This is a genomic window from Pseudomonas sp. SST3 (assembly GCF_003325755.1).
Genome location: NZ_QORI02000006.1, coordinates 157,445 through 175,275 on the forward strand (window position 1 = coordinate 157,445; position 17,831 = coordinate 175,275).

General features: G+C 59.0%; 14 protein-coding genes. 7 read left to right on the forward strand and 7 right to left on the reverse strand.

The window, feature by feature from the left end:
• Window positions 1–12: 12 nt before the first annotated feature.
• The 6 genes from DQ405_RS08260 to tig form a co-directional block, all read right to left on the reverse strand.
• On the reverse strand, window positions 13–1,866 hold the full coding sequence (locus tag DQ405_RS08260; RefSeq protein WP_168423752.1) for a SurA N-terminal domain-containing protein: 1,854 nt from the start codon (window positions 1,864–1,866) through the stop codon (window positions 13–15).
• 209 nt (window positions 1,867–2,075) lie between these two features.
• Complete coding sequence (gene hupB / locus DQ405_RS08265; RefSeq protein ID WP_003282502.1) at window positions 2,076–2,348, reverse strand: nucleoid-associated protein HU-beta; 273 nt, start codon at window positions 2,346–2,348, stop codon at window positions 2,076–2,078.
• A 135-nt stretch (window positions 2,349–2,483) separates the two neighbouring features.
• The gene (gene lon, locus DQ405_RS08270) at window positions 2,484–4,880 is read right to left on the reverse strand and encodes an endopeptidase La (protein ID WP_168423753.1); all 2,397 of its coding nucleotides are present in this window, start codon (window positions 4,878–4,880) and stop codon (window positions 2,484–2,486) included.
• Between the two features lie 128 nt (window positions 4,881–5,008).
• Window positions 5,009–6,289, reverse strand: a complete 1,281-nt coding sequence (gene clpX, locus DQ405_RS08275; RefSeq protein WP_168423754.1) for an ATP-dependent Clp protease ATP-binding subunit ClpX — start codon at window positions 6,287–6,289, stop codon at window positions 5,009–5,011.
• A gap of 118 nt (window positions 6,290–6,407) precedes the next feature.
• Window positions 6,408–7,046, reverse strand: a complete 639-nt coding sequence (clpP, locus tag DQ405_RS08280) for an ATP-dependent Clp endopeptidase proteolytic subunit ClpP (protein ID WP_168423755.1) — start codon at window positions 7,044–7,046, stop codon at window positions 6,408–6,410.
• 88 nt (window positions 7,047–7,134) lie between these two features.
• Window positions 7,135–8,445, reverse strand: a complete 1,311-nt coding sequence (tig, locus tag DQ405_RS08285; protein WP_168423756.1) for a trigger factor — start codon at window positions 8,443–8,445, stop codon at window positions 7,135–7,137.
• A gap of 416 nt (window positions 8,446–8,861) precedes the next feature.
• On the opposite strand from tig, the gene DQ405_RS08290 reads away from it, so the two are divergent.
• The 6 genes from DQ405_RS08290 to DQ405_RS08315 all read left to right on the forward strand — a co-directional run bounded on the left by DQ405_RS08290 (window position 8,862) and on the right by DQ405_RS08315 (window position 13,639).
• On the forward strand, window positions 8,862–9,260 hold the full coding sequence (locus DQ405_RS08290; RefSeq protein ID WP_168423757.1) for a DoxX family protein: 399 nt from the start codon (window positions 8,862–8,864) through the stop codon (window positions 9,258–9,260).
• A gap of 165 nt (window positions 9,261–9,425) precedes the next feature.
• A complete protein-coding gene (locus DQ405_RS08295; protein ID WP_168423758.1) occupies window positions 9,426–9,827 on the forward strand; it encodes a hypothetical protein in 402 nt (133 codons plus the stop codon).
• A gap of 294 nt (window positions 9,828–10,121) precedes the next feature.
• Entirely contained in the window at window positions 10,122–11,117 is a 996-nt protein-coding gene (locus DQ405_RS08300; protein ID WP_168423759.1) for a DctP family TRAP transporter solute-binding subunit, read from the forward strand.
• A 48-nt stretch (window positions 11,118–11,165) separates the two neighbouring features.
• On the forward strand, window positions 11,166–11,642 hold the full coding sequence (locus DQ405_RS08305) for a TRAP transporter small permease (protein ID WP_168423760.1): 477 nt from the start codon (window positions 11,166–11,168) through the stop codon (window positions 11,640–11,642).
• Window positions 11,632–12,927, forward strand: a complete 1,296-nt coding sequence (locus DQ405_RS08310; protein WP_168423761.1) for a TRAP transporter large permease — start codon at window positions 11,632–11,634, stop codon at window positions 12,925–12,927. Before DQ405_RS08305 ends, DQ405_RS08310 begins: the two co-directional genes overlap by 11 nt.
• A 295-nt stretch (window positions 12,928–13,222) precedes the next feature.
• A complete protein-coding gene (locus DQ405_RS08315) occupies window positions 13,223–13,639 on the forward strand; it encodes a hypothetical protein (protein ID WP_168423762.1) in 417 nt (138 codons plus the stop codon).
• A gap of 31 nt (window positions 13,640–13,670) precedes the next feature.
• Here DQ405_RS08315 and DQ405_RS08320 read toward each other — a convergent pair whose 3' ends face one another.
• Window positions 13,671–15,311, reverse strand: coding sequence for a Na+/H+ antiporter (locus DQ405_RS08320; RefSeq protein ID WP_168423763.1), 1,641 nt, complete (start codon window positions 15,309–15,311; stop codon window positions 13,671–13,673).
• 521 nt (window positions 15,312–15,832) lie between these two features.
• Between DQ405_RS08320 and DQ405_RS08325 the strand changes: the two genes are divergently transcribed.
• Window positions 15,833–17,554, forward strand: a complete 1,722-nt coding sequence (locus DQ405_RS08325) for a tannase/feruloyl esterase family alpha/beta hydrolase (RefSeq protein ID WP_168423764.1) — start codon at window positions 15,833–15,835, stop codon at window positions 17,552–17,554.
• Window positions 17,555–17,831: the final 277 nt, after the last annotated feature.

Below are 17,831 nucleotides of genomic sequence, written 5' to 3' on the forward strand. Positions count from 1 at the left end.
CTGCTCGAGAGATCAGAAGGTCTCGATCTCCGCGTCGGCATGCAGCATCTGACGATAAGCAGCAAAATCCTGCTGGCCACTGCGCGAGGCCAGGAAGCGGCGGTAGTTTTGTTTATCCTCCTCCGACAGCTCGGCTTTCGGCTCGTTGACCCCGCTCAAACGAATCAAGACAACATCCCCGCCAGACAGACGGGCACTGCCGTAAGTAGGCTCATCACTCGCGTCAGGCTTCGGCATCCGGAACACTTGCTGAAGCACTGCCGGTTCAACACCTTCATGGCTACGCGAGGCGGCTTCCACCGGCTGCCATTGTTCGTCGATTTCACCACCATCGCGCAGCGTAGCGATCAAACGTTCCCCTGTCTCACCGGCCTGCTCCGCTGCCTTGCTGCGCTTCAGCTGAGCAATGATTTCATCCTTCACTACGTCGAACGGCAACACTTCCGGCTGTAGATGCTCTTTCACACGCAGCGCAACGACAGTGTCGGGATCCAGCTCGATGACACCACTATTGGCACCATCGATCAGAACTTCGTCGCTGAACGCCGCCTGGATAACCTGCCTATTGGCCGCAACGCCCTCTCCACCCTCACGCCCAAACGCCTCGGTTGTCTGCACGGACAAACCAAGCTCTTGTGCCGGCTGTGCAAGATCGGACGATTCGAACGCCGTGTCCTCAAGCTGTTTGCTCGCCTCGACAAAGCGCTGTTCGACTTGCTGGGCCTTGAGTTCACGAACCAGCTCCGGCTCGATGCTTTCCAGCGTCGGGACCTCGGGCGACTGCACGCCCAACAGCTTGATCAGATGCCAGCCAAAATCGGAGCGTACCGGAGCGGACACTTGACCTTCCTCAAGCGCATACAGCGCCTCCTCGAAAGCCGGGTCATAGACGCCAGGACCGGCGAACCCGAGATCGCCGCCTTCATTGGCCGAGCCTGGGTCCTCAGAGACTTCCTTTGCCAAAGCTGCGAAATCCTCGCCTGCTGTTAGGCGCTTGGCGATTTCTTCGATTTTCGCCTTGGCATCGGCATCGCTGACGCCGTCGGCCTCGATCAGAATATGCGCGGCGCGGCGCTGTTCGGCGAGATTGGCGATGCGCTGCTGATAGAGGTCCTTCACGTCCTTATCCGAAACTTCGACTTGATCGAAGAACGACGCTTTGTTCAGCTCAACGTACTCGAGAACAACCTGCTCCGGCGAGCGATAGCGGTCAGTGTTCTGCTCGTAATGTTCACGTACCTCTTCGTCACTTACTTCAACCGCAGACGCATTTGCCGGGACGGTGATGGTGGCGAAATCGCGGGTTTGTTGTTCCAGGCGAGCAAAAGCTTCGATCTGCTCATCCGTGACGAAACCGGAACCGGAAATTCCTGCGCGGAGCTGGCCAATCAGCATTTCCTGCTTCAGCAGCTCGCGGAACTGGAGCCGCGTGTAGCCCATTTGCTGAATGACCTGATCGAAGCGTGCCGCGTTGAACGCACCATCTACGGCAAATTCGGGCGTCTGCAGAATCAGCTGATCAAGCGCTGTTTCGGAAAAGGCGAAGTCGGCGTCACGCGCACCTTGCAGCAACAACGCACGGTCGATAAGGGCACGCAGGGATGACTCTCGTACCAGCTTGTCATCGAGCAGTGATGGATCGAAGTCGCCACCTAACTGCTGAGCCAGCTGCCGACGCTGCATGTTCATGGCCTGGTTGAGTTCGTCCAGCGAGATTTCCTCACCGTTGACCTCGGCGGCATTGCGGCTGTTGCTAGCCGCATTGAAGATGGCATCGAAGCCCGTCAATGCCAGCAGCACAACGATGATGCCGATGATGGTTTTGGCAATCCAGCCTTGTGAATTGTCCCTGATGTTCTGAAGCATGCGTCCCCCAGGAGTCAGCTGCGCATAGATCACTACAGCACGGGTGGAATCCGAATAAAAGAAAGGCGCATCCAGGGATGCGCCTTCTCGGAGCTTTTGGAGCGGTTGGGCCTTATCCCCCAAGCCCGAACGCAACAGGCAGTACCTGTTCGACTAACCGCTCCTAGCCAGGGTCAGTGCTAACTGACAACTGGGCGGATCGAAAACGCTTAGTTGACAGCGTCTTTCAGAGCCTTGCCAGCCTTGAAGCCCGGGATCTTGGCGGCAGCGATGTTGATCGGCTTGCCAGTCTGCGGGTTACGGCCAGTACGAGCGGCGCGCTCCTTGACAGCGAAAGTACCGAAACCAACCAGTACCACGGAATCACCAGCCTTCAGAGCGCCAGTGACGGATTCAATCACTGCATCCAGCGCGCGGCCAGCAACAGCTTTCGGGATATCAGCAGATGCAGCGATGGCATCGATCAGTTCCGACTTGTTCACTCTAAGTCCCCTTATTTCTGTTGAGTCGTATCTTTAATTTTTTGGGTGTTAAGCAAAGCGGTGCTGAAATAGCAGCAACACAGAGGGCCGGCTTATATCAAGGCCACCGAAAATGTGTCAACAAAGCCTTTCAGACTAATGCGTGCTGATTCGCTCCTTGGAATCAGACTCGCGCTTGTCGTCCTTTGCAACAATATCGGGAGCCGCATCGGGCAAGGGCTCCGGCGCGTATTGCAGCGCAATTTGGAGGACTTCGTCAATCCACTTCACCGGTTTAATCTGCAGGTCCTGCTTAATATTCTCAGGAATCTCTTTCAGATCACGCTGATTTTCTTCTGGAATGATAACTGTCTTGATGCCGCCTCGATGTGCTGCTAACAATTTCTCCTTCAAACCACCAATTGCCAATACTTGGCCACGCAAGGTGATCTCCCCGGTCATGGCGACTTCGGCACGAACCGGAATCTGCGTCAGGGCCGAAACAAGCGCCGTGCACATCCCGATTCCCGCGCTCGGACCGTCCTTGGGCGTTGCACCTTCCGGCACATGGATGTGGATGTCCTGCTTCTCGTGGAAATCTACTGCGATGCCCAGGCTCTTCGCCCGACTGCGTACGACCGTAAGCGCCGCGGTGATCGACTCGCCCATTACATCGCCCAGCGAGCCGGTCTTGGTCAGGCGCCCCTTGCCAGGTACTACTGCCGCCTCGATGGTTAGCAACTCTCCGCCTACTTGAGTCCACGCCAAACCAGTCACCTGACCAACCTGGTCTTGCTGTTCGGCTAGCCCGTAGCGGAACTTGCGCACGCCAAGGAAATGCTCGAGCGAGTCAGCCGTAACGTTCACCTGGAAGCTCTTTTCAGTTGCGTGCTCCTTGACCACCTTCCGACATACCTTCGCCACTTGGCGCTCCAGACTGCGAACGCCAGCCTCGCGCGTGTAATAACGAATGATGTCGCGAATGGCCTCCTCGTCGAACAACAGCTCGGTCTTCTTAAGCCCGTTAGCCTGGATCTGCTTCGGCACCAGATAGCGAATCGCGATGTTGATCTTTTCGTCTTCGGTATATCCCGGCAGACGAATGATTTCCATGCGATCCAGCAGCGGCGCCGGAATATTCATCGAGTTCGCCGTGCAGAGAAACATTACGTCGGATAGGTCGTAATCGACTTCGAGGTAATGGTCATTGAAATTATGGTTCTGCTCGGGATCGAGGACTTCGAGCAACGCGGACGCCGGATCCCCGCGCATATCATTGCCCATCTTGTCGATCTCATCGAGCAGGAACAGCGGGTTGCGGACGCCAACCTTGCTCATCTTCTGGATCAATCGGCCAGGCATCGAGCCGATGTAGGTGCGGCGGTGACCGCGTATCTCAGCCTCGTCCCGTACCCCACCCAGGGCCATACGCACGAACTTGCGATTGGTCGAACGCGCAATGGATTCAGCTAACGAGGTCTTACCCACACCCGGCGGGCCTACCAGACACAATACCGGCCCCTTGAGCTTTTTCACGCGCTTCTGAACCGCGAGGTATTCCAGGATCCGATCCTTCACCTCATCGAGACCGTAATGATCGGCATCGAGCACTTCCTCGGCCTTGGTCAGATCCAGGCGTACCTTGCTTGCCGCTTTCCATGGCACGTTGACCAGCCAGTCGATATAGGTCCGTACCACGGTAGCCTCTGCCGACATCGGCGACATCTGCTTGAGCTTGTTCAGTTCTGTTGTCGCCTTGGCATGCGCATCTTTACTTAGGCCGGCGCTTTCGATGCGCTTCTTCAGGTCATCGATTTCGTTGTGGCCTTCATCGATATCGCCCAGCTCCTTCTGAATGGCCTTCATCTGCTCATTCAGATAGTACTCGCGCTGACTGCGCTCCATCTGCTTCTTGACGCGGCCACGGATGCGCTTTTCAACCTGCAGCAAGTCGATCTCGGCATCCAGCAGTGCCAGTACATGTTCGACGCGAGCGGGCAGGTCGGTGATCTCAAGGATCGCCTGCTTCTGCTCGATCTTGAGCGCCATGTGCGCGGCCATGGTGTCGACCAGGCGCGCCGGCTCATCGATGCTTGCCAGCGATGAGAGCACCTCGGAGGGCACCTTTTTGCCGAGCTGCACGTACTGTTCGAACTGGCTCAGCAAGCTACGCGTAAAGACTTCCGCTTCGCGCTCTTCAATTTCCGACTCATCGATCAGCGATACCTCGGCGCGGCAATGGTCATCCACGTCGAAGAAGCGGTCTATGACGCCACGCTGCTCGCCTTCGACCAGCACCTTGACGGTACCATCCGGCAACTTGAGCAGCTGTAGCACGGTTGCAACCGTGCCTACACGAAAGAGGCCTTCCTCGGAGGGGTCATCATCGGCCGGGTTCTTCTGGGCCAGGAGCAGTATCTGCTTGTCACCGGCCATGGCGGATTCGAGGGCCTCGATGGACTTTTCCCGGCCAACGAACAGCGGAATCACCATGTGCGGGTAGACCACTACGTCGCGCAGCGGCAAAAGGGGCAATTCGATGGTTGTCTTCATAAATTCAGCTCTACGACGGCCATACGGCGGTGAACGGGAAACACCCTGGCAATCAAGATGAGGGCACGCAGGGTAAAAAACAAGGATGCTGTAGAAAAGCAAAGGGGCCCGGAGGCCCCCTTGTTCTGTTACGCGTCAGGCGCAGCCTTCGCCGGCGGCTCGCTATTTTCGTAAATGAGCAGCGGCTGCGATGTGCCTTCGATAACACTCTCGTCGATCACCACCTTACTGACATCCTTCTGCGAAGGGATTTCATACATGGTGTCCAACAGAACGCCTTCAAGTATCGAACGCAGCCCACGCGCTCCGGTCTTTCGCTCCAATGCGCGACTGGCAACCGCCTTGAGCGCGTCTGTACGGAACTCGAGATCCACACCTTCCAGCTCGAACAGCTTGGCGTACTGCTTGGTCAGTGCATTCTTGGGCTCGGTCAATATCTGGATCAGCGCAGCCTCGTCCAGCTCGTCGAGGGTAGCGATGACCGGCAAACGACCGACGAACTCTGGAATCAAACCAAACTTCACCAAATCGTCAGGCTCAACCGTACGCAACGACTCACCGATCTTCTTACCCGGATCCTTGCTGCGGACCTCAGCATTGAAGCCGATACCGCCTTGGGTCGAGCGGCCCTGGATAACCTTTTCCAGACCCGCGAACGCCCCGCCGCAGATAAACAGGATGTTGCGCGTATCGACCTGCAGGAACTCCTGCTGCGGATGCTTGCGTCCGCCCTGCGGCGGCACCGAAGCGACTGTGCCCTCGACCAGCTTAAGCAGTGCTTGCTGCACGCCCTCGCCTGACACGTCACGCGTGATCGACGGGTTATCGGATTTGCGAGAGATCTTGTCGATTTCGTCGATGTAGACAATGCCCATTTGAGCCTTCTCGACATCGTAGTCACACTTTTGCAGCAGCTTCTGAATGATGTTTTCGACGTCTTCGCCTACATAGCCAGCCTCGGTTAGCGTGGTGGCATCGGCGATGGTAAAGGGCACATTCAGCAGCCGTGCAAGCGTCTCTGCGAGCAACGTCTTGCCCGAGCCAGTCGGGCCAATCAGAAGAATGTTGCTCTTGCCCAGTTCGACTTCTTCTTTCTTGTCGCGCTGATTGAGTCGCTTGTAGTGATTGTAAACAGCCACGGCCAGGATTTTCTTGGCGCGTTCCTGACCAATGACGTACTGGTCGAGAATGCCGCTGATCTCCTTGGGCGCTGGCAGTTTTTGCGCGCTGCTCTCAGCCTGTGCCTCTTGCACCTCCTCACGGATGATGTCGTTGCACAGGTCGACGCACTCGTCGCAGATAAAGACCGAGGGTCCAGCAATCAATTTGCGTACTTCGTGCTGGCTTTTGCCGCAGAAAGAGCAATAGAGCAGCTTGCCGGAATCCTCGCCGTTGCGGGTGTCAGTCATTCGATCGATCCAATCGGGAAGGCTTGAAATACAAGATGAAGGCAAATGCGGGCATTTTCAAGGGCGCACAAAGCGCACATGACGGGTGCCCGCTAACTACGCCCTCCAAGACCAGCATTTAGACCGGCAATTGCCGTTTTTCGTGGACAGCGTCGACAACCCCATACTCCAACGCTCGCGACGCACTCATGAAGTAGTCTCGGTTGGTGTCACGTTCGATCGTCTCCAGATCCTGCCCCGTATGATGGGCCAGCAACTGGTTCAGCCGCTCACGGATGTAAAGAATTTCACGTGCGTGGATATCGATGTCCGAAGCCTGTCCCTGGAAGCCACCCAGAGGCTGATGAATCATTACCCGGGCGTTCGGAAGGCAGAAGCGCTTACCCTTCGCACCACCTGCGAGCAGGAACGCTCCCATGCTGCAGGCCTGACCAATACAGGTTGTGGAGACATCTGCCTTGATGAACTGCATGGTGTCGTAAATGGCCATACCAGCAGTTACGGACCCGCCTGGAGAATTAATGTACAGGTGAATATCCTTCTCGGGGTTTTCCGCCTCGAGGAATAGCATCTGCGCGACGATCAGGTTGGCCATGTAGTCTTCGACCTGACCAACCATGAAAATCACCCGCTCTTTCAGGAGACGGGAATAGATGTCGTACGCGCGCTCGCCACGAGCAGACTGCTCGATAACCATTGGCACCAGGCCGCCAGCCGCCTGAATGTCTGGTGCTTGCATAAATGGATTGCCGGACATTTCCAACGAAACTCCCTATGTCATGCCGCAAAGACATAAGCCAGCACGAGGCTGGCTTATGAATATGCATATAAACGGTTGAAGAGACTCAGGCAGCTTGCGGAGCTTCCGCAGGCTTCACTGCTTCTTCGTAGGAGACCGATTTGTCGGTCACTTTAGCCTGCTGTAGGACAGTATCTACAACTTGTTCTTCGAGCACAACAGAACGAACTTCGTTCAGTTGCTCGTCGTTCTTGTAGTACCAGGACACAACCTGCTCCGGCTCCTGATAGGCGGAAGCCATTTCTTCGATCAGCTCGCGAACGCGCGCATCGTCAGGCTTGAGCTCGTACTGTTTGACCACTTCAGCGACAATCAGCCCCAGCACTACGCGGCGCTTGGCCTGCTCTTCGAACAGTTCCGCTGGCAGCTGATCAGGCTTGATGTTGCCACCAAACTGCTGGACAGCCTGGACACGCAAGCGGTTCACTTCGTTGTCGATCAGCGCTTTCGGCACTTCGATCGGGTTGGCACTGACCAGACCTTCCATGACCTGGTTCTTGACCTTGGTCTTGATGGCCTGACGCAGCTCGCGCTCCATGTTCTTTTTGACTTCGGCGCGGAAGCCTTCGAGACCGCCTTCCTGAACGCCGAACTGGGCAAAGAATTCTTCGTTCAGCTCGGGAAGCTGGGGAGCCTCAACGCTGTTCACTGTCACGGTGAATTCGGCCGTCTTGCCGGCGAGATCGAGGTTCTGATAATCCTCTGGGAACGTCGGGTTGATAACCCGCTCTTCGCCAGCCTTGGCACCAACCAGTGCAGATTCGAAGCCGGGAATCATACGACCCGAGCCCAGGACCAGCTGTGTGCCTTGTGCCGAACCGCCAGCGAAGGCTTCGCCGTCAATCTTGCCGACGAAATCGATGTTCAGCTGATCGCCGTCCTCAGCAGCACGGTCGGCTTTTTCGTAGCGGGTGTTCTGCTTGCGCAGAATGTCCAGCATGTTGTCGACGTCCGCATCGGCCACTTCGGCTTGCAGGCGCTCGATTTCGATACCTTCGAAACCAGCAACCTTGAACTCGGGGAAGACTTCGAAAGTCGCAACGTACTCCAGGTCCTTACCCTTCTCGAACACTTTCGGCTCGACGGCGGGCGCGCCGGCCGGGTTCAGTTTCTCCGCAACCACAGCTTCATAGAATGTGGACTGGATAAGATCGCCCAGCGCTTCCTGGCGTGCGGCCGCTTCGTAGCGCTGACGAATGACGCTCATCGGCACCTTGCCGGGACGGAAACCTGGGATCTTTGCACGGCTGGCGGTCTGTTGCAGACGCTTGTTGACTTCGGTCTCGATGCGCTCGACCGGCACGCCAATGGTCATGCGGCGCTCAAGAGCGGAGGTGCTTTCAACAGAAACTTGCATGGATTTTCCTCGTTGCACAGACATAAGCCGGCGTTCCGGCCCCAGAATGGGCAAGCATTCTAGTGGCTCGCACAACAGAAGTCACCCCGCCCGTCAGAGCAGGCTCAAACGGAGCCATCCGTCAATTTCCGAGTGATTTCAGCCGGAGGAGAACACTGTTCGCGCAGCGTCTGCATCTTCGGCACAACCACAGCGCCAGGTTCCCTTGAATGACCAGACCTCAGACTCTCCGGTCCAGTAGCAAACCGGAGGTGTCCGATAGCTGCGGACGCTTTATCCCGAGCGTTGTCGTAACCCTCGTATATCGGGTCCTTGCACCCGCACTGTTTAATACTCCGTGCAACGTAGTTCCGCTGGTCTATGGTTATTAGAACGCTGATGCCAGAGCTCTGGCGCCCTAGAGGACGAGACGCATCATGACCGACGATATTGGCAAACTGGTATTGAGAGTATCGGTGGCTCTGCTGATTCTCTTGCATGGGATCGCCAAACTGCAGAACGGCATCGATGGCATAGCGGGAATGCTGGGCGGCTATGGGCTGCCAGCGTTCATTGCCTACGGTGTATACCTCGGAGAGGTGGTTGGTCCGATATTGGTGATCATCGGTCTGTTCACGCGTATCGGTGCACTGCTCATGGTCGGCAACATGCTCTTCGCGTTCGGTCTGGCCCACCTACAGGAACTGTTCTCGCTCGGCCAGTCGGGTGGATGGGCGCTGGAGCTGCAAGGCATGTTCCTCTTCGGCTCGATCTCCATTGCCTTGCTGGGTGCAGGGCGATACAGCGTCGGCGGAATCAATGGACGGTTCAATTAGCACGCGATTTCATAAGCAGAAAGGATCGCGAAGCCGTACCCGTTACGCACCATGTATTCACGCCGCATCGGCTCGCCGCCTTGGGAGTTCTCGCTCGTCGGATCGGCGCGCAGCGACACCTAGAAGTGAGGCAATACCGCTCGCGCCTCGCTATGATCGCGCGTTATGACAGTTTCGGCTCCCATCCGGCCCCCCTGCCCTCCCGCTGCCTGCATCTGCGGGCGTGAACAACTGCTGGCAACGCCCGACAGCGATCTGCGTATCCTTCGATTGACCCGCCATGAGGAGAACCGGTTGCTCGAGCGACTGGAGAACATGTCCAGCCTGGATGACCTTGAGCACATGCAGCAGCGGATCTTCCACCAGCTGGGTATTCGCCTGGAGATCGCGCCAGGCTCCAACGAGGTGCGCAGCATGCGGGGCATCCGCATCGAACTAGCGGAGCTGCCCGGGCTCTGCCGCAAAACCCGCCAATCGATTCCCGCCGCGATCCGTCGAGCGCTGGAGAGGCGGCCGGAAATCGCCTACAGCCTTCTCAACGCCCACGACCTGCTGCGCGATGCCTAAGCTCACCGTACTTACTCACGCTGTGTTCCGGCGATAGCGCTCGCTGGTACCTTCTGCGATAGTTGTCCGACCAGTTGAGTTTCGGCTGGCATGCCGTTCGCCCACAAGGCGTTCGGCGTTCGTGACGCACCATTCGCTTCGCTGCCGCTACCCCTCCGCAGCCTGCCGCGTCCCTACTAGCGCTATCCGCGCGTCCCGATGGCCAATCCGCCGTCACCGCTGCCCATCGCTGCCATTTAACCGGTTGGCCGTTCGCCGATAAAACCAAAAGACCGATCCGAACAAGGACGCCCCATGAAACTGACCCGTTGCTTTACCGCGCTGGCCGCTGCTGCCGCCCTGTCCGCGAGCCTCTCCGCCTCGGCTCGCGAATATTCCGTTTCCACCGTGCTTTCTGATGCATTCCCCTGGGGCCAGGCCGCTCAGAAATGGGCCGATCTGGTCGAAGAGCGCTCCAATGGTGAGATCACCTTGCGTGTCTACCCCAACGCGCAACTGGTCGCAGGAGACCAGACCAAGGAATTTTCCGCCATGCGCTCTGGACTGATCGACATGGCAGTCGGCTCGACCATCAATTGGTCGCCGCAAGTGCCCGAGCTGAATCTATTCTCTCTGCCCTTCTTGATGGCCGACAGTGCTGACCTCGACGCTATCACTCAGGGCGAGGCCGGCAAGCAGGCTTTCAGCGCCATCGAGAAGCGCGGCATCGTCCCGCTGGCCTGGGGTGAGAATGGCTTCCGCGAGCTGTCGAACTCGGTCAAGCCGGTCAGAACGCCAGCGGACCTGGCCGGACTGAAGATTCGTGTGGTCGGCTCGCCGCTCTTCCAGGACACCTTCACCGCCCTCGGCGCCAACCCGACACAGATGAGCTGGGCCGACGCTAAACCGGCACTTACCACTGGCGCAGTCGACGGACAGGAAAACCCGCTGGCGGTGTTCGACGTCGCACGTGTCGATCAGGTCGGCCAGAAATACCTGACGCTTTGGCATTACATGGCCGACCCGCTGATCTTTGCGGTCAACCAACGCATCTGGAAGCAATTGCCGGAGGCTGACCGCGAGCTGCTGCGCCAAGCTGCCATCGATGCCGGCAAGTGGGAAATCGAGCTCTCCCGAAGCGGTGAAGCCAAGCGCCTGGATGACATCCGTGCCCGAGGCGTGGAGCTGGTCGAACTGACCGACGAAGAGCATCAGGGCTTCGTCGAGGCGACCCGCGACGTGCATGAGAAGTGGACGCCGAAAATCGGCGCCGAACTGGTGGATGCGGCACGCGCAGCCATCGCTGAGTAACAACTGTTCTACCCGGCGGCGCCGTGCCGCCGGGACCCGAGGAAACCCATGAACAATCGACAGGACGCACGCCTGGAACGCGTGCTGGCCACCTTGGCGCTGGTCGTTATCAGCCTGATCAGCCTGGCCAACGTAGTGGTGCGTTATTTCACCGACGCCTCCTTTGCCTTCACCGAAGAGCTTTCGGTATTTCTACTGGTCATCCTGACCTTTGCCGGCGCGTCCGTGGCAATGCGCAGCAATCGCCATATTCGCATCGGCTTGATCGAACGACTTTTCCCCCGCCTGCGCACACCGCTGATCGTCCTCCAATGGCTCGCCAGCATGCTCGTACTCGGCCTAGTGGTCTGGTACGGCGGTCAGTTCGCTCTGGAGGAATATCAATGGGAATCGGAGTCTCCTGGTCTCGGTCTGCCGAACTGGTGGTATGTCGTCTGGCTGCCATTGTTGGCCTTGGCGATGGCCGTACGGCTGAGCCAGATGACCCTCGATCGGCTGCGCGGGAGACTCTCGGATGAGCCCTGATTTCATGATGCTCGCCAGCTTCCTGCTGTTGCTTTTGGTCGGCGTACCGGTAGCGTTCTCCCTGGCACTGTCCGGAGCTATCGGCATCCTCACCGGGCTCTCGCCTGACATGCTGGCGACGCTGGGCACCAACACCTACAACGGCGTAGCCAAGTACCCGCTGATTGCCATTCCGCTGTTCATTCTCACCGGCCTGATATTCGAAAAATCCGGCGTGGCACTGCGCTTGGTGCGCTTCGCCCAGGCTCTGATCGGCCCGCGTCACGGCGGCCTGGCAATGGTTGCTATCCTGGTCTGCCTGATCATGGGCGGCATGAGTGGATCGGGGCCGGCGGACGCTGCGGCGGTGGCCATGGTGATGCTGCCAAGCATGACCCGCGCGGGCTACCCCAAGCCGTTTTCGGCCACCCTGATCGCAGCATCCGCCTCCACCGCGATCCTGATCCCGCCATCCATTGCGCTCATCCTCTACTCGATTGTCGTGCCGGGCGTCGACTTGCGCGCGCTGTTTGCCGCCGGCCTGTTCCCAGGAATCATCGCCGGATTGGTCCTGCTGCTGCCGGCCTGGCTGTTGGCACGTCGTTACAACTGGGAAAACCCGGAAGATGCCGAGCGACCGCCATTAGGCGAGAGCTTCCGGCAGGCGCTCCCGGCACTGTTCGCGCCGGTACTGATTCTGGGTGGCCTGCGCAGCGGCTTGTTCACTCCGACCGAGGCCGCGGTCGCAGGTGTGACTTACGGCGTATTGGTCGGCTTGTTCGTCACACGCGAACTGAGCTGGCGCAACCTGTGGCGTCTTTGTGGTGAAGCTGCGGTCATCTCGGGTGTGGTCATGCTGATCATCGCCCTGGCCGGCATTTTCGCCTGGGCCGGTACCATGCTCGGCACATTCCGGCACCTGGCCGAATGGTTGATCTCGCTGTCAGACAACAGCGCGGTACTGCTGATTCTGGTAATGATCGCTGTACTGCTGGCCGGCATGCTGCTGGATGCGATTTCCATCTACCTGATCCTCATGCCGATCCTTATTCCGGTCATGCAGCACTTCGGCTGGAATCCAGTGTGGTTTGGCATTCTGCTGGCGATGAATATCGCCATAGGCCAGTTCACGCCGCCGGTCGCGATCAATCTGTTGGTCACCGCCGAAGTGGCCAAGATACGCCTGGAACAGACGGTCGGCTGGGCGCTGCTGTTCGTCCTGGTGATGGGAAGCGCGCTTGTGCTGGTCGCTATCTTTCCGGAAATCGCGCTGTGGCTGCCCAGAGTGCTTGGGTACACGGTCTGAGCGCGGCCCTGCCGCTACTCGAGAGCAAGCTTCGGCCTCACCCTCTCCAGGCGCTCTCCGCCCGCGCCTGGAGGCGGAGTGGCCCGCTTCGTCGTCGCTCGGTTGCTCCGACCAGTTCAAGGCGAAAAAACGAGCTAAACAAAAGCGACGACGAACCGATAACCCGACATGCCAAGCGAAGCGCGCGATTCCTTAGCGTGTGCGAGCTGCGGCTGCCAAACCGGTTTCGTCACGCTGCTTCGTTGCAAACGGCTGCCGAGATTTCGGTATCGCCTATCTGCAAGCGGAGCCCACCGTGCAACTCATCGATAACCGAGCGTTGATCAACGAAGCCTTGAGTCAATCCGCAGCACTGACCGGTGGTCGTTTCGATCATCGCTACTGGCTGAACAAGGTGACGGACGTAAGGTTGCTGATCATTTCCAAACCGGAAGTGCTGTTCGACCTGTCCGTGAAGGTCTACATCCCGTTGGCACCCGGGCAGAAAGTGCCGCTGACCTACGGGGATGGCTGGTTCAATTGGCATTTTCTCGGTAGCAAGAGCGCGGTAGTCACTATTGCCCGAGAAATAGTGTCCATTGCAATGCGCAACCAGAAACCGAATTCGTCCATGCTACAGGCCTGGCTAGCGGAGCTTGCGTCGTTCAAGCGCAGCGACCATACGATTGCCGTGCTCGAACCTGAGCCAAGCCAGGGCCAGGCGGGCATCTAGGTCTCCATTTCGCGCGAGCCAAGCACAGATCTTAAACCGTCTCGCCCGAGCCAAGCGCCGCTTCTTCATAATCGAGCTCGCGCAGCAGGGTCTGCAGCATCTGTTCGTCGATCAAGTGACGCTTCCTCATCCGGTACATTTCCTTGCGCTGTACGGCGATGGCCTGCACGCGGATGTCGCGCTCCAGCGCCAGCGTCTGACGCGCCTGGTTCGCGCGATCGTGGTGATCCATCAAGGCTTCGATGTCATGCCGGTAGGATTCGGTGACTCGTGCCGTCACTTCACTGCGTAGCAACGCCTCGTCCGGATCGTCGATCGGGTTGGCCTGCTTCCAGTTTTCCAGCCAGCTGACCGCCGCCTGGGCAGCGATTCGGCGGGCCTTCTTGAGTTCTTCCTTGTGTTCCTCGAAGTCATTGTTGGGCAATTGCTTGAGAAAATAAGGAATGCCCAGCGCGCCGACCAGCAAGGACAGAATGATCACGGCAGCCGCCAGGAAGATCATCAAGTCGCGTCCCGGAAACGGTGCATCGCCAATCATCAAAGGGATAGAGAGGACACCGGCGAGCGTGATCGCTCCTCGCACGCCTGCCACGGCGCTTAGCGCGGAAAACAGGTGAAGAGGCTTGGGCTGGACCGTCTTGCCGAGCAAGCGTCGCACACGCGCCTCGCCCCAATGGTAGGCGTAGACGAAGGCAAAGCGAACCGCCAGCAACAGCGCCATGATCGCCAAGGCGCTGAAAATCAGCATCGGCATGCTGTAGCTTTGCTGCCCCGCCGCTTCCCAAACCCGTCCCACGATCCGCGGGAACTGCAAACCCAACAGCAGAAACACCAGGCCGTTGAAGCTGAAATCGAGCATCTCCCAGACGCTGCGGTTGAGGATGCGAGTACTGGTTTTTACCGGCAGCATGTCGATGCGGCTCTGCACCATACCCGCCGCCACCGCCGAAAGAATGCCTGACATCCCCGCATGCTCAGCAAGGAAAAACGCAGCAAAGGGCAGCAGCAGGATCATCATCACGTAGGCGGAGGGATCGAACAGCCCCCGCGACGTCATCCATTGCTTTCCCTTGCCGACTGTCCAGCTCAAACCCGCACCAATCAGCAGCCCGCCGAGCGCGATTACAAAGAACTCGCCGGTCACCGTGACCAGGGAAAATGTACCGGTAATGGCGGCGGCCAGTGCGAACTTGAAGGAGACCAGGCCGGTGGCGTCGTTCATCATCGCCTCGCCTTCCAACTGGTGTGCCATATGCCGCGGGAGCCGTCCCTGGGCGATAGCGATCACGGCCAGCGCGTCGGTCGGTGAAAGAATGGCGGCCAGTGCGAAGCTCGCACCGAGCGGAATGGCAGGCAGCAACCAATGAATGAAGTAGCCGACAACCACCAGGATGATCAGCACCAGCACCAACGCCATGGCGGTCATCTCCGCGCCATGCTCGGTAAATTCGCGCTTGGGAATTTTCCAGCCGTCGTAGAACAGCAATGGCGGAATGAACAGCAGCATGAAGATTTCAGGCTGCAGCTCGACGCCCATCCCGAACGGCGGAAGCGCCAGAAGACTGCCCATGATGATTTGCAGAATCGGCAAGGGCAGCGGCACGACATTGGCCAGCACGCGACTCGCGCCCACCGCAAGCAGCAGCAGGAAGATCAGGTAAAGCGTTTCCATGGGGCCAATGGCTTCTCAACGAAGGAAAGGACAGATGCGTGCGCAGGCGCGCATGCGTCAAAAGTATAGTCAGCGCATTTGATATAGCCGGTGCGTTCGTCAGATCCGCTCGGACTAAAGCAGAGCACCGGTCTCATCTTGGCATCTCGGATGTTGAGCCCTGGCTCATCGTCACCCATCGTCACCCATCGACAGCCGTTGACTGCACCACAGCCCCGTCTGCCTGACGTCCGGGCTGCCTGACACAGTGTCTAGTAAACGGGACACCGTAGCTGTCCATGTCGCATCCAATGGACACTCGACAGCACGGGGGCATATCCCATCTACGCTTGGTTTCGTGACGCTAGAGCCGTTCGCTGGGGCCCCGACGACCGGCCATCGGAAGCGGAGCCTAAGTGGTCGCTGCTGGCATGCCTTTGGCTCCGATCGATACGCCTGGCCGCTGCCGTACTCATTCGCCCGGGCGCACTCGCCTCGTGGCGTCTGCCGCGCGGCACGACAACAATAAGAAGGAAGCCCTCATGAAAGCACCACGTGCAAGCTGCATACGCGCAGTGTCGTCGCGTCTTTTGTTGGCAGCCCCGGCCCTGCTGGCAGTGGCGATTGCCGAGCCTGCCCTCGCGGCCAGCTGCAACGAACTGTCCGGCATCCGGGTTCCTGCAGCCGCCATCGCACTACCGACCTCAGGCGCCCGAGTCACGTCCGTGACACCGGTGCCGGGTGGTGGCAGCGCACCGCAGACGTTCGGCCCGCATTGCGACCTGAACGTTGAAATTGCCCCGGTCGACCCGAGCGCACCAACGATCAGAATGCGCATCGTGCTGCCTGAGCAGTGGAACAGCAAAGCGATGATGTACGGCGGCGGTGGCTACAACGGCACCGTCCCCAACGTCGCCGGCAACGTCCCGGCTGGCCCCGTCGACCAACCGACCCCATTGGGACGCGGCTATGCAGTGTTCGCCAGCGATTCGGGCCACGTGGCCAATCCGATCAATCCGGGCGATTTCGCCTGGAACGAAGAGGCACTGGCGAATTACGCCCACGATGCGCTGAAGAAAACCCGTGATACCGCGATGCACCTGATCGAACAACGTTACGGTCAGCCACCGGTACGCAGCTACTTCGCTGGCGGTTCCACCGGAGGCCGCGAGGCGCTTGCGGTGGTGCAGCAATGGCCGAAGGACTTCCACGGCGCCATCGCCCTCTACCCGGCCTACAATGCGGCGGCACTGGACCTGCAGTTCGGGCGTATCACCCGCGCGCTGGCCGCGCCAGGTGCCTATCCCAGCCTGGAAAAACGTGCAGCACTGCTGGAGGCAGCGATGCAGGCGTGCGACGGGCTGGACGGTGCAGAGGATCGAGTGATCAGCAACCAGGCGGCATGCAATGCCCGCTTCGACCCGGCGAAAGCCACGCTGAACGGCCGCCCATTGCGCTGCCCTGCCGGGGCCGACAGCGGCGAGCGCTGCCTGTCCGATGCACAGATCAACGCGTTGAAGGTCTTCGACACACCGATCCGCTTCAGCCAACCACTGGCCAGCGGCGAGCGTGGTTATCCCGGTTTCAATACATGGGGAACCGATCTCGGCCGTCCCGGCGAGGGTTTACAACTGATCGTCAACAGGCTGGGGCTGAATACGCTCCAGCCGAATTATCCGATGCCGGTGCACGGCACAGGCTTCGCCGAAGGCGCACCGTACCATTCAGGTTTCTGGGATGAGTGGGTTCGCTACTTTGTCACGCGCAATCCGACGTTCAACTCGCTGACGCTGGACCCGGCCAATCTGGGGCCGTGGCAGGCACGGGTCGATGCGCTGTCGTTGCGCCAAGACGTCAACCAAACCGACCTTTCGGCCTTTGTCGCCAATGGCGGCAAGATTCTCATGGCTCACGGCACGTCGGATCAGTTGGTCAGTACCCGCGCGACCGCCGAGTATTACCGGCGTGTTCAACAGGACATGGGCGTCGGTCAGACCCGCCGGTTTATGCGCTACTACGAGATTCCAGGCTACGCGCACGCTGCCAGCACCGTGTTCAACGCTGCATGGGATTCACTGTCGGCACTGGAAAACTGGGTTGAAGAAGGCATCGCGCCCAAGCGGCAGCTGGTCACCGATACCGTCGCCGTACCGGGCCGTACCCGACCGCTTTGTGAATACCCCGCCTGGCACAAGTACAAAGGTGGTGATGTAAACAACGCATCGAGCTTCGTTTGCGTGAGGAGCCAGAAAGGCCAGCACTGATCGGCAGGATCCAGCCGGGAGCATCCTGCGGCGCTGGCCGGATGGTTTCGCTGGCGAAGCCTACGCCGTGATCAAGCCATTGCAGCTTGGTCACGGCCGTACCCTCTATCGCGCTCCAACCCATACGGCTGATCTGTCCAATTACCCGGACATCGGCGAACCGATTTCTGAGCATGTCCAGCCGGCCCGACAGGCTTGCCCGCCATTCAGATTCGCAGTTGCCTTCGGGTGAACGGTCCGAACTGCTCTGCCTCGCATATCGCGGGCTGCCCTGATG

Excerpts from the sequence above, each read along its gene's own strand:
- DQ405_RS08260 (WP_168423752.1), bottom strand. The coding sequence starts at position 1,866 with ATGCTTCAGAACATCAGGGACAATTCACAAGGCTGGATTGCCAAAACC.
- lon (WP_168423753.1), bottom strand. The coding sequence starts at position 4,880 with ATGAAGACAACCATCGAATTGCCCCTTTTGCCGCTGCGCGACGTAGTG.
- clpX (WP_168423754.1), bottom strand. The coding sequence starts at position 6,289 with ATGACTGACACCCGCAACGGCGAGGATTCCGGCAAGCTGCTCTATTGC.
- clpP (WP_168423755.1), bottom strand. The coding sequence starts at position 7,046 with ATGTCCGGCAATCCATTTATGCAAGCACCAGACATTCAGGCGGCTGGC.
- tig (WP_168423756.1), bottom strand. The coding sequence starts at position 8,445 with ATGCAAGTTTCTGTTGAAAGCACCTCCGCTCTTGAGCGCCGCATGACC.
- DQ405_RS08290 (WP_168423757.1), top strand. The coding sequence starts at position 8,862 with ATGACCGACGATATTGGCAAACTGGTATTGAGAGTATCGGTGGCTCTG.
- DQ405_RS08295 (WP_168423758.1), top strand. The coding sequence starts at position 9,426 with ATGACAGTTTCGGCTCCCATCCGGCCCCCCTGCCCTCCCGCTGCCTGC.
- DQ405_RS08300 (WP_168423759.1), top strand. The coding sequence starts at position 10,122 with ATGAAACTGACCCGTTGCTTTACCGCGCTGGCCGCTGCTGCCGCCCTG.
- DQ405_RS08305 (WP_168423760.1), top strand. The coding sequence starts at position 11,166 with ATGAACAATCGACAGGACGCACGCCTGGAACGCGTGCTGGCCACCTTG.
- DQ405_RS08310 (WP_168423761.1), top strand. The coding sequence starts at position 11,632 with ATGAGCCCTGATTTCATGATGCTCGCCAGCTTCCTGCTGTTGCTTTTG.
- DQ405_RS08320 (WP_168423763.1), bottom strand. The coding sequence starts at position 15,311 with ATGGAAACGCTTTACCTGATCTTCCTGCTGCTGCTTGCGGTGGGCGCG.
- DQ405_RS08325 (WP_168423764.1), top strand. The coding sequence starts at position 15,833 with ATGAAAGCACCACGTGCAAGCTGCATACGCGCAGTGTCGTCGCGTCTT.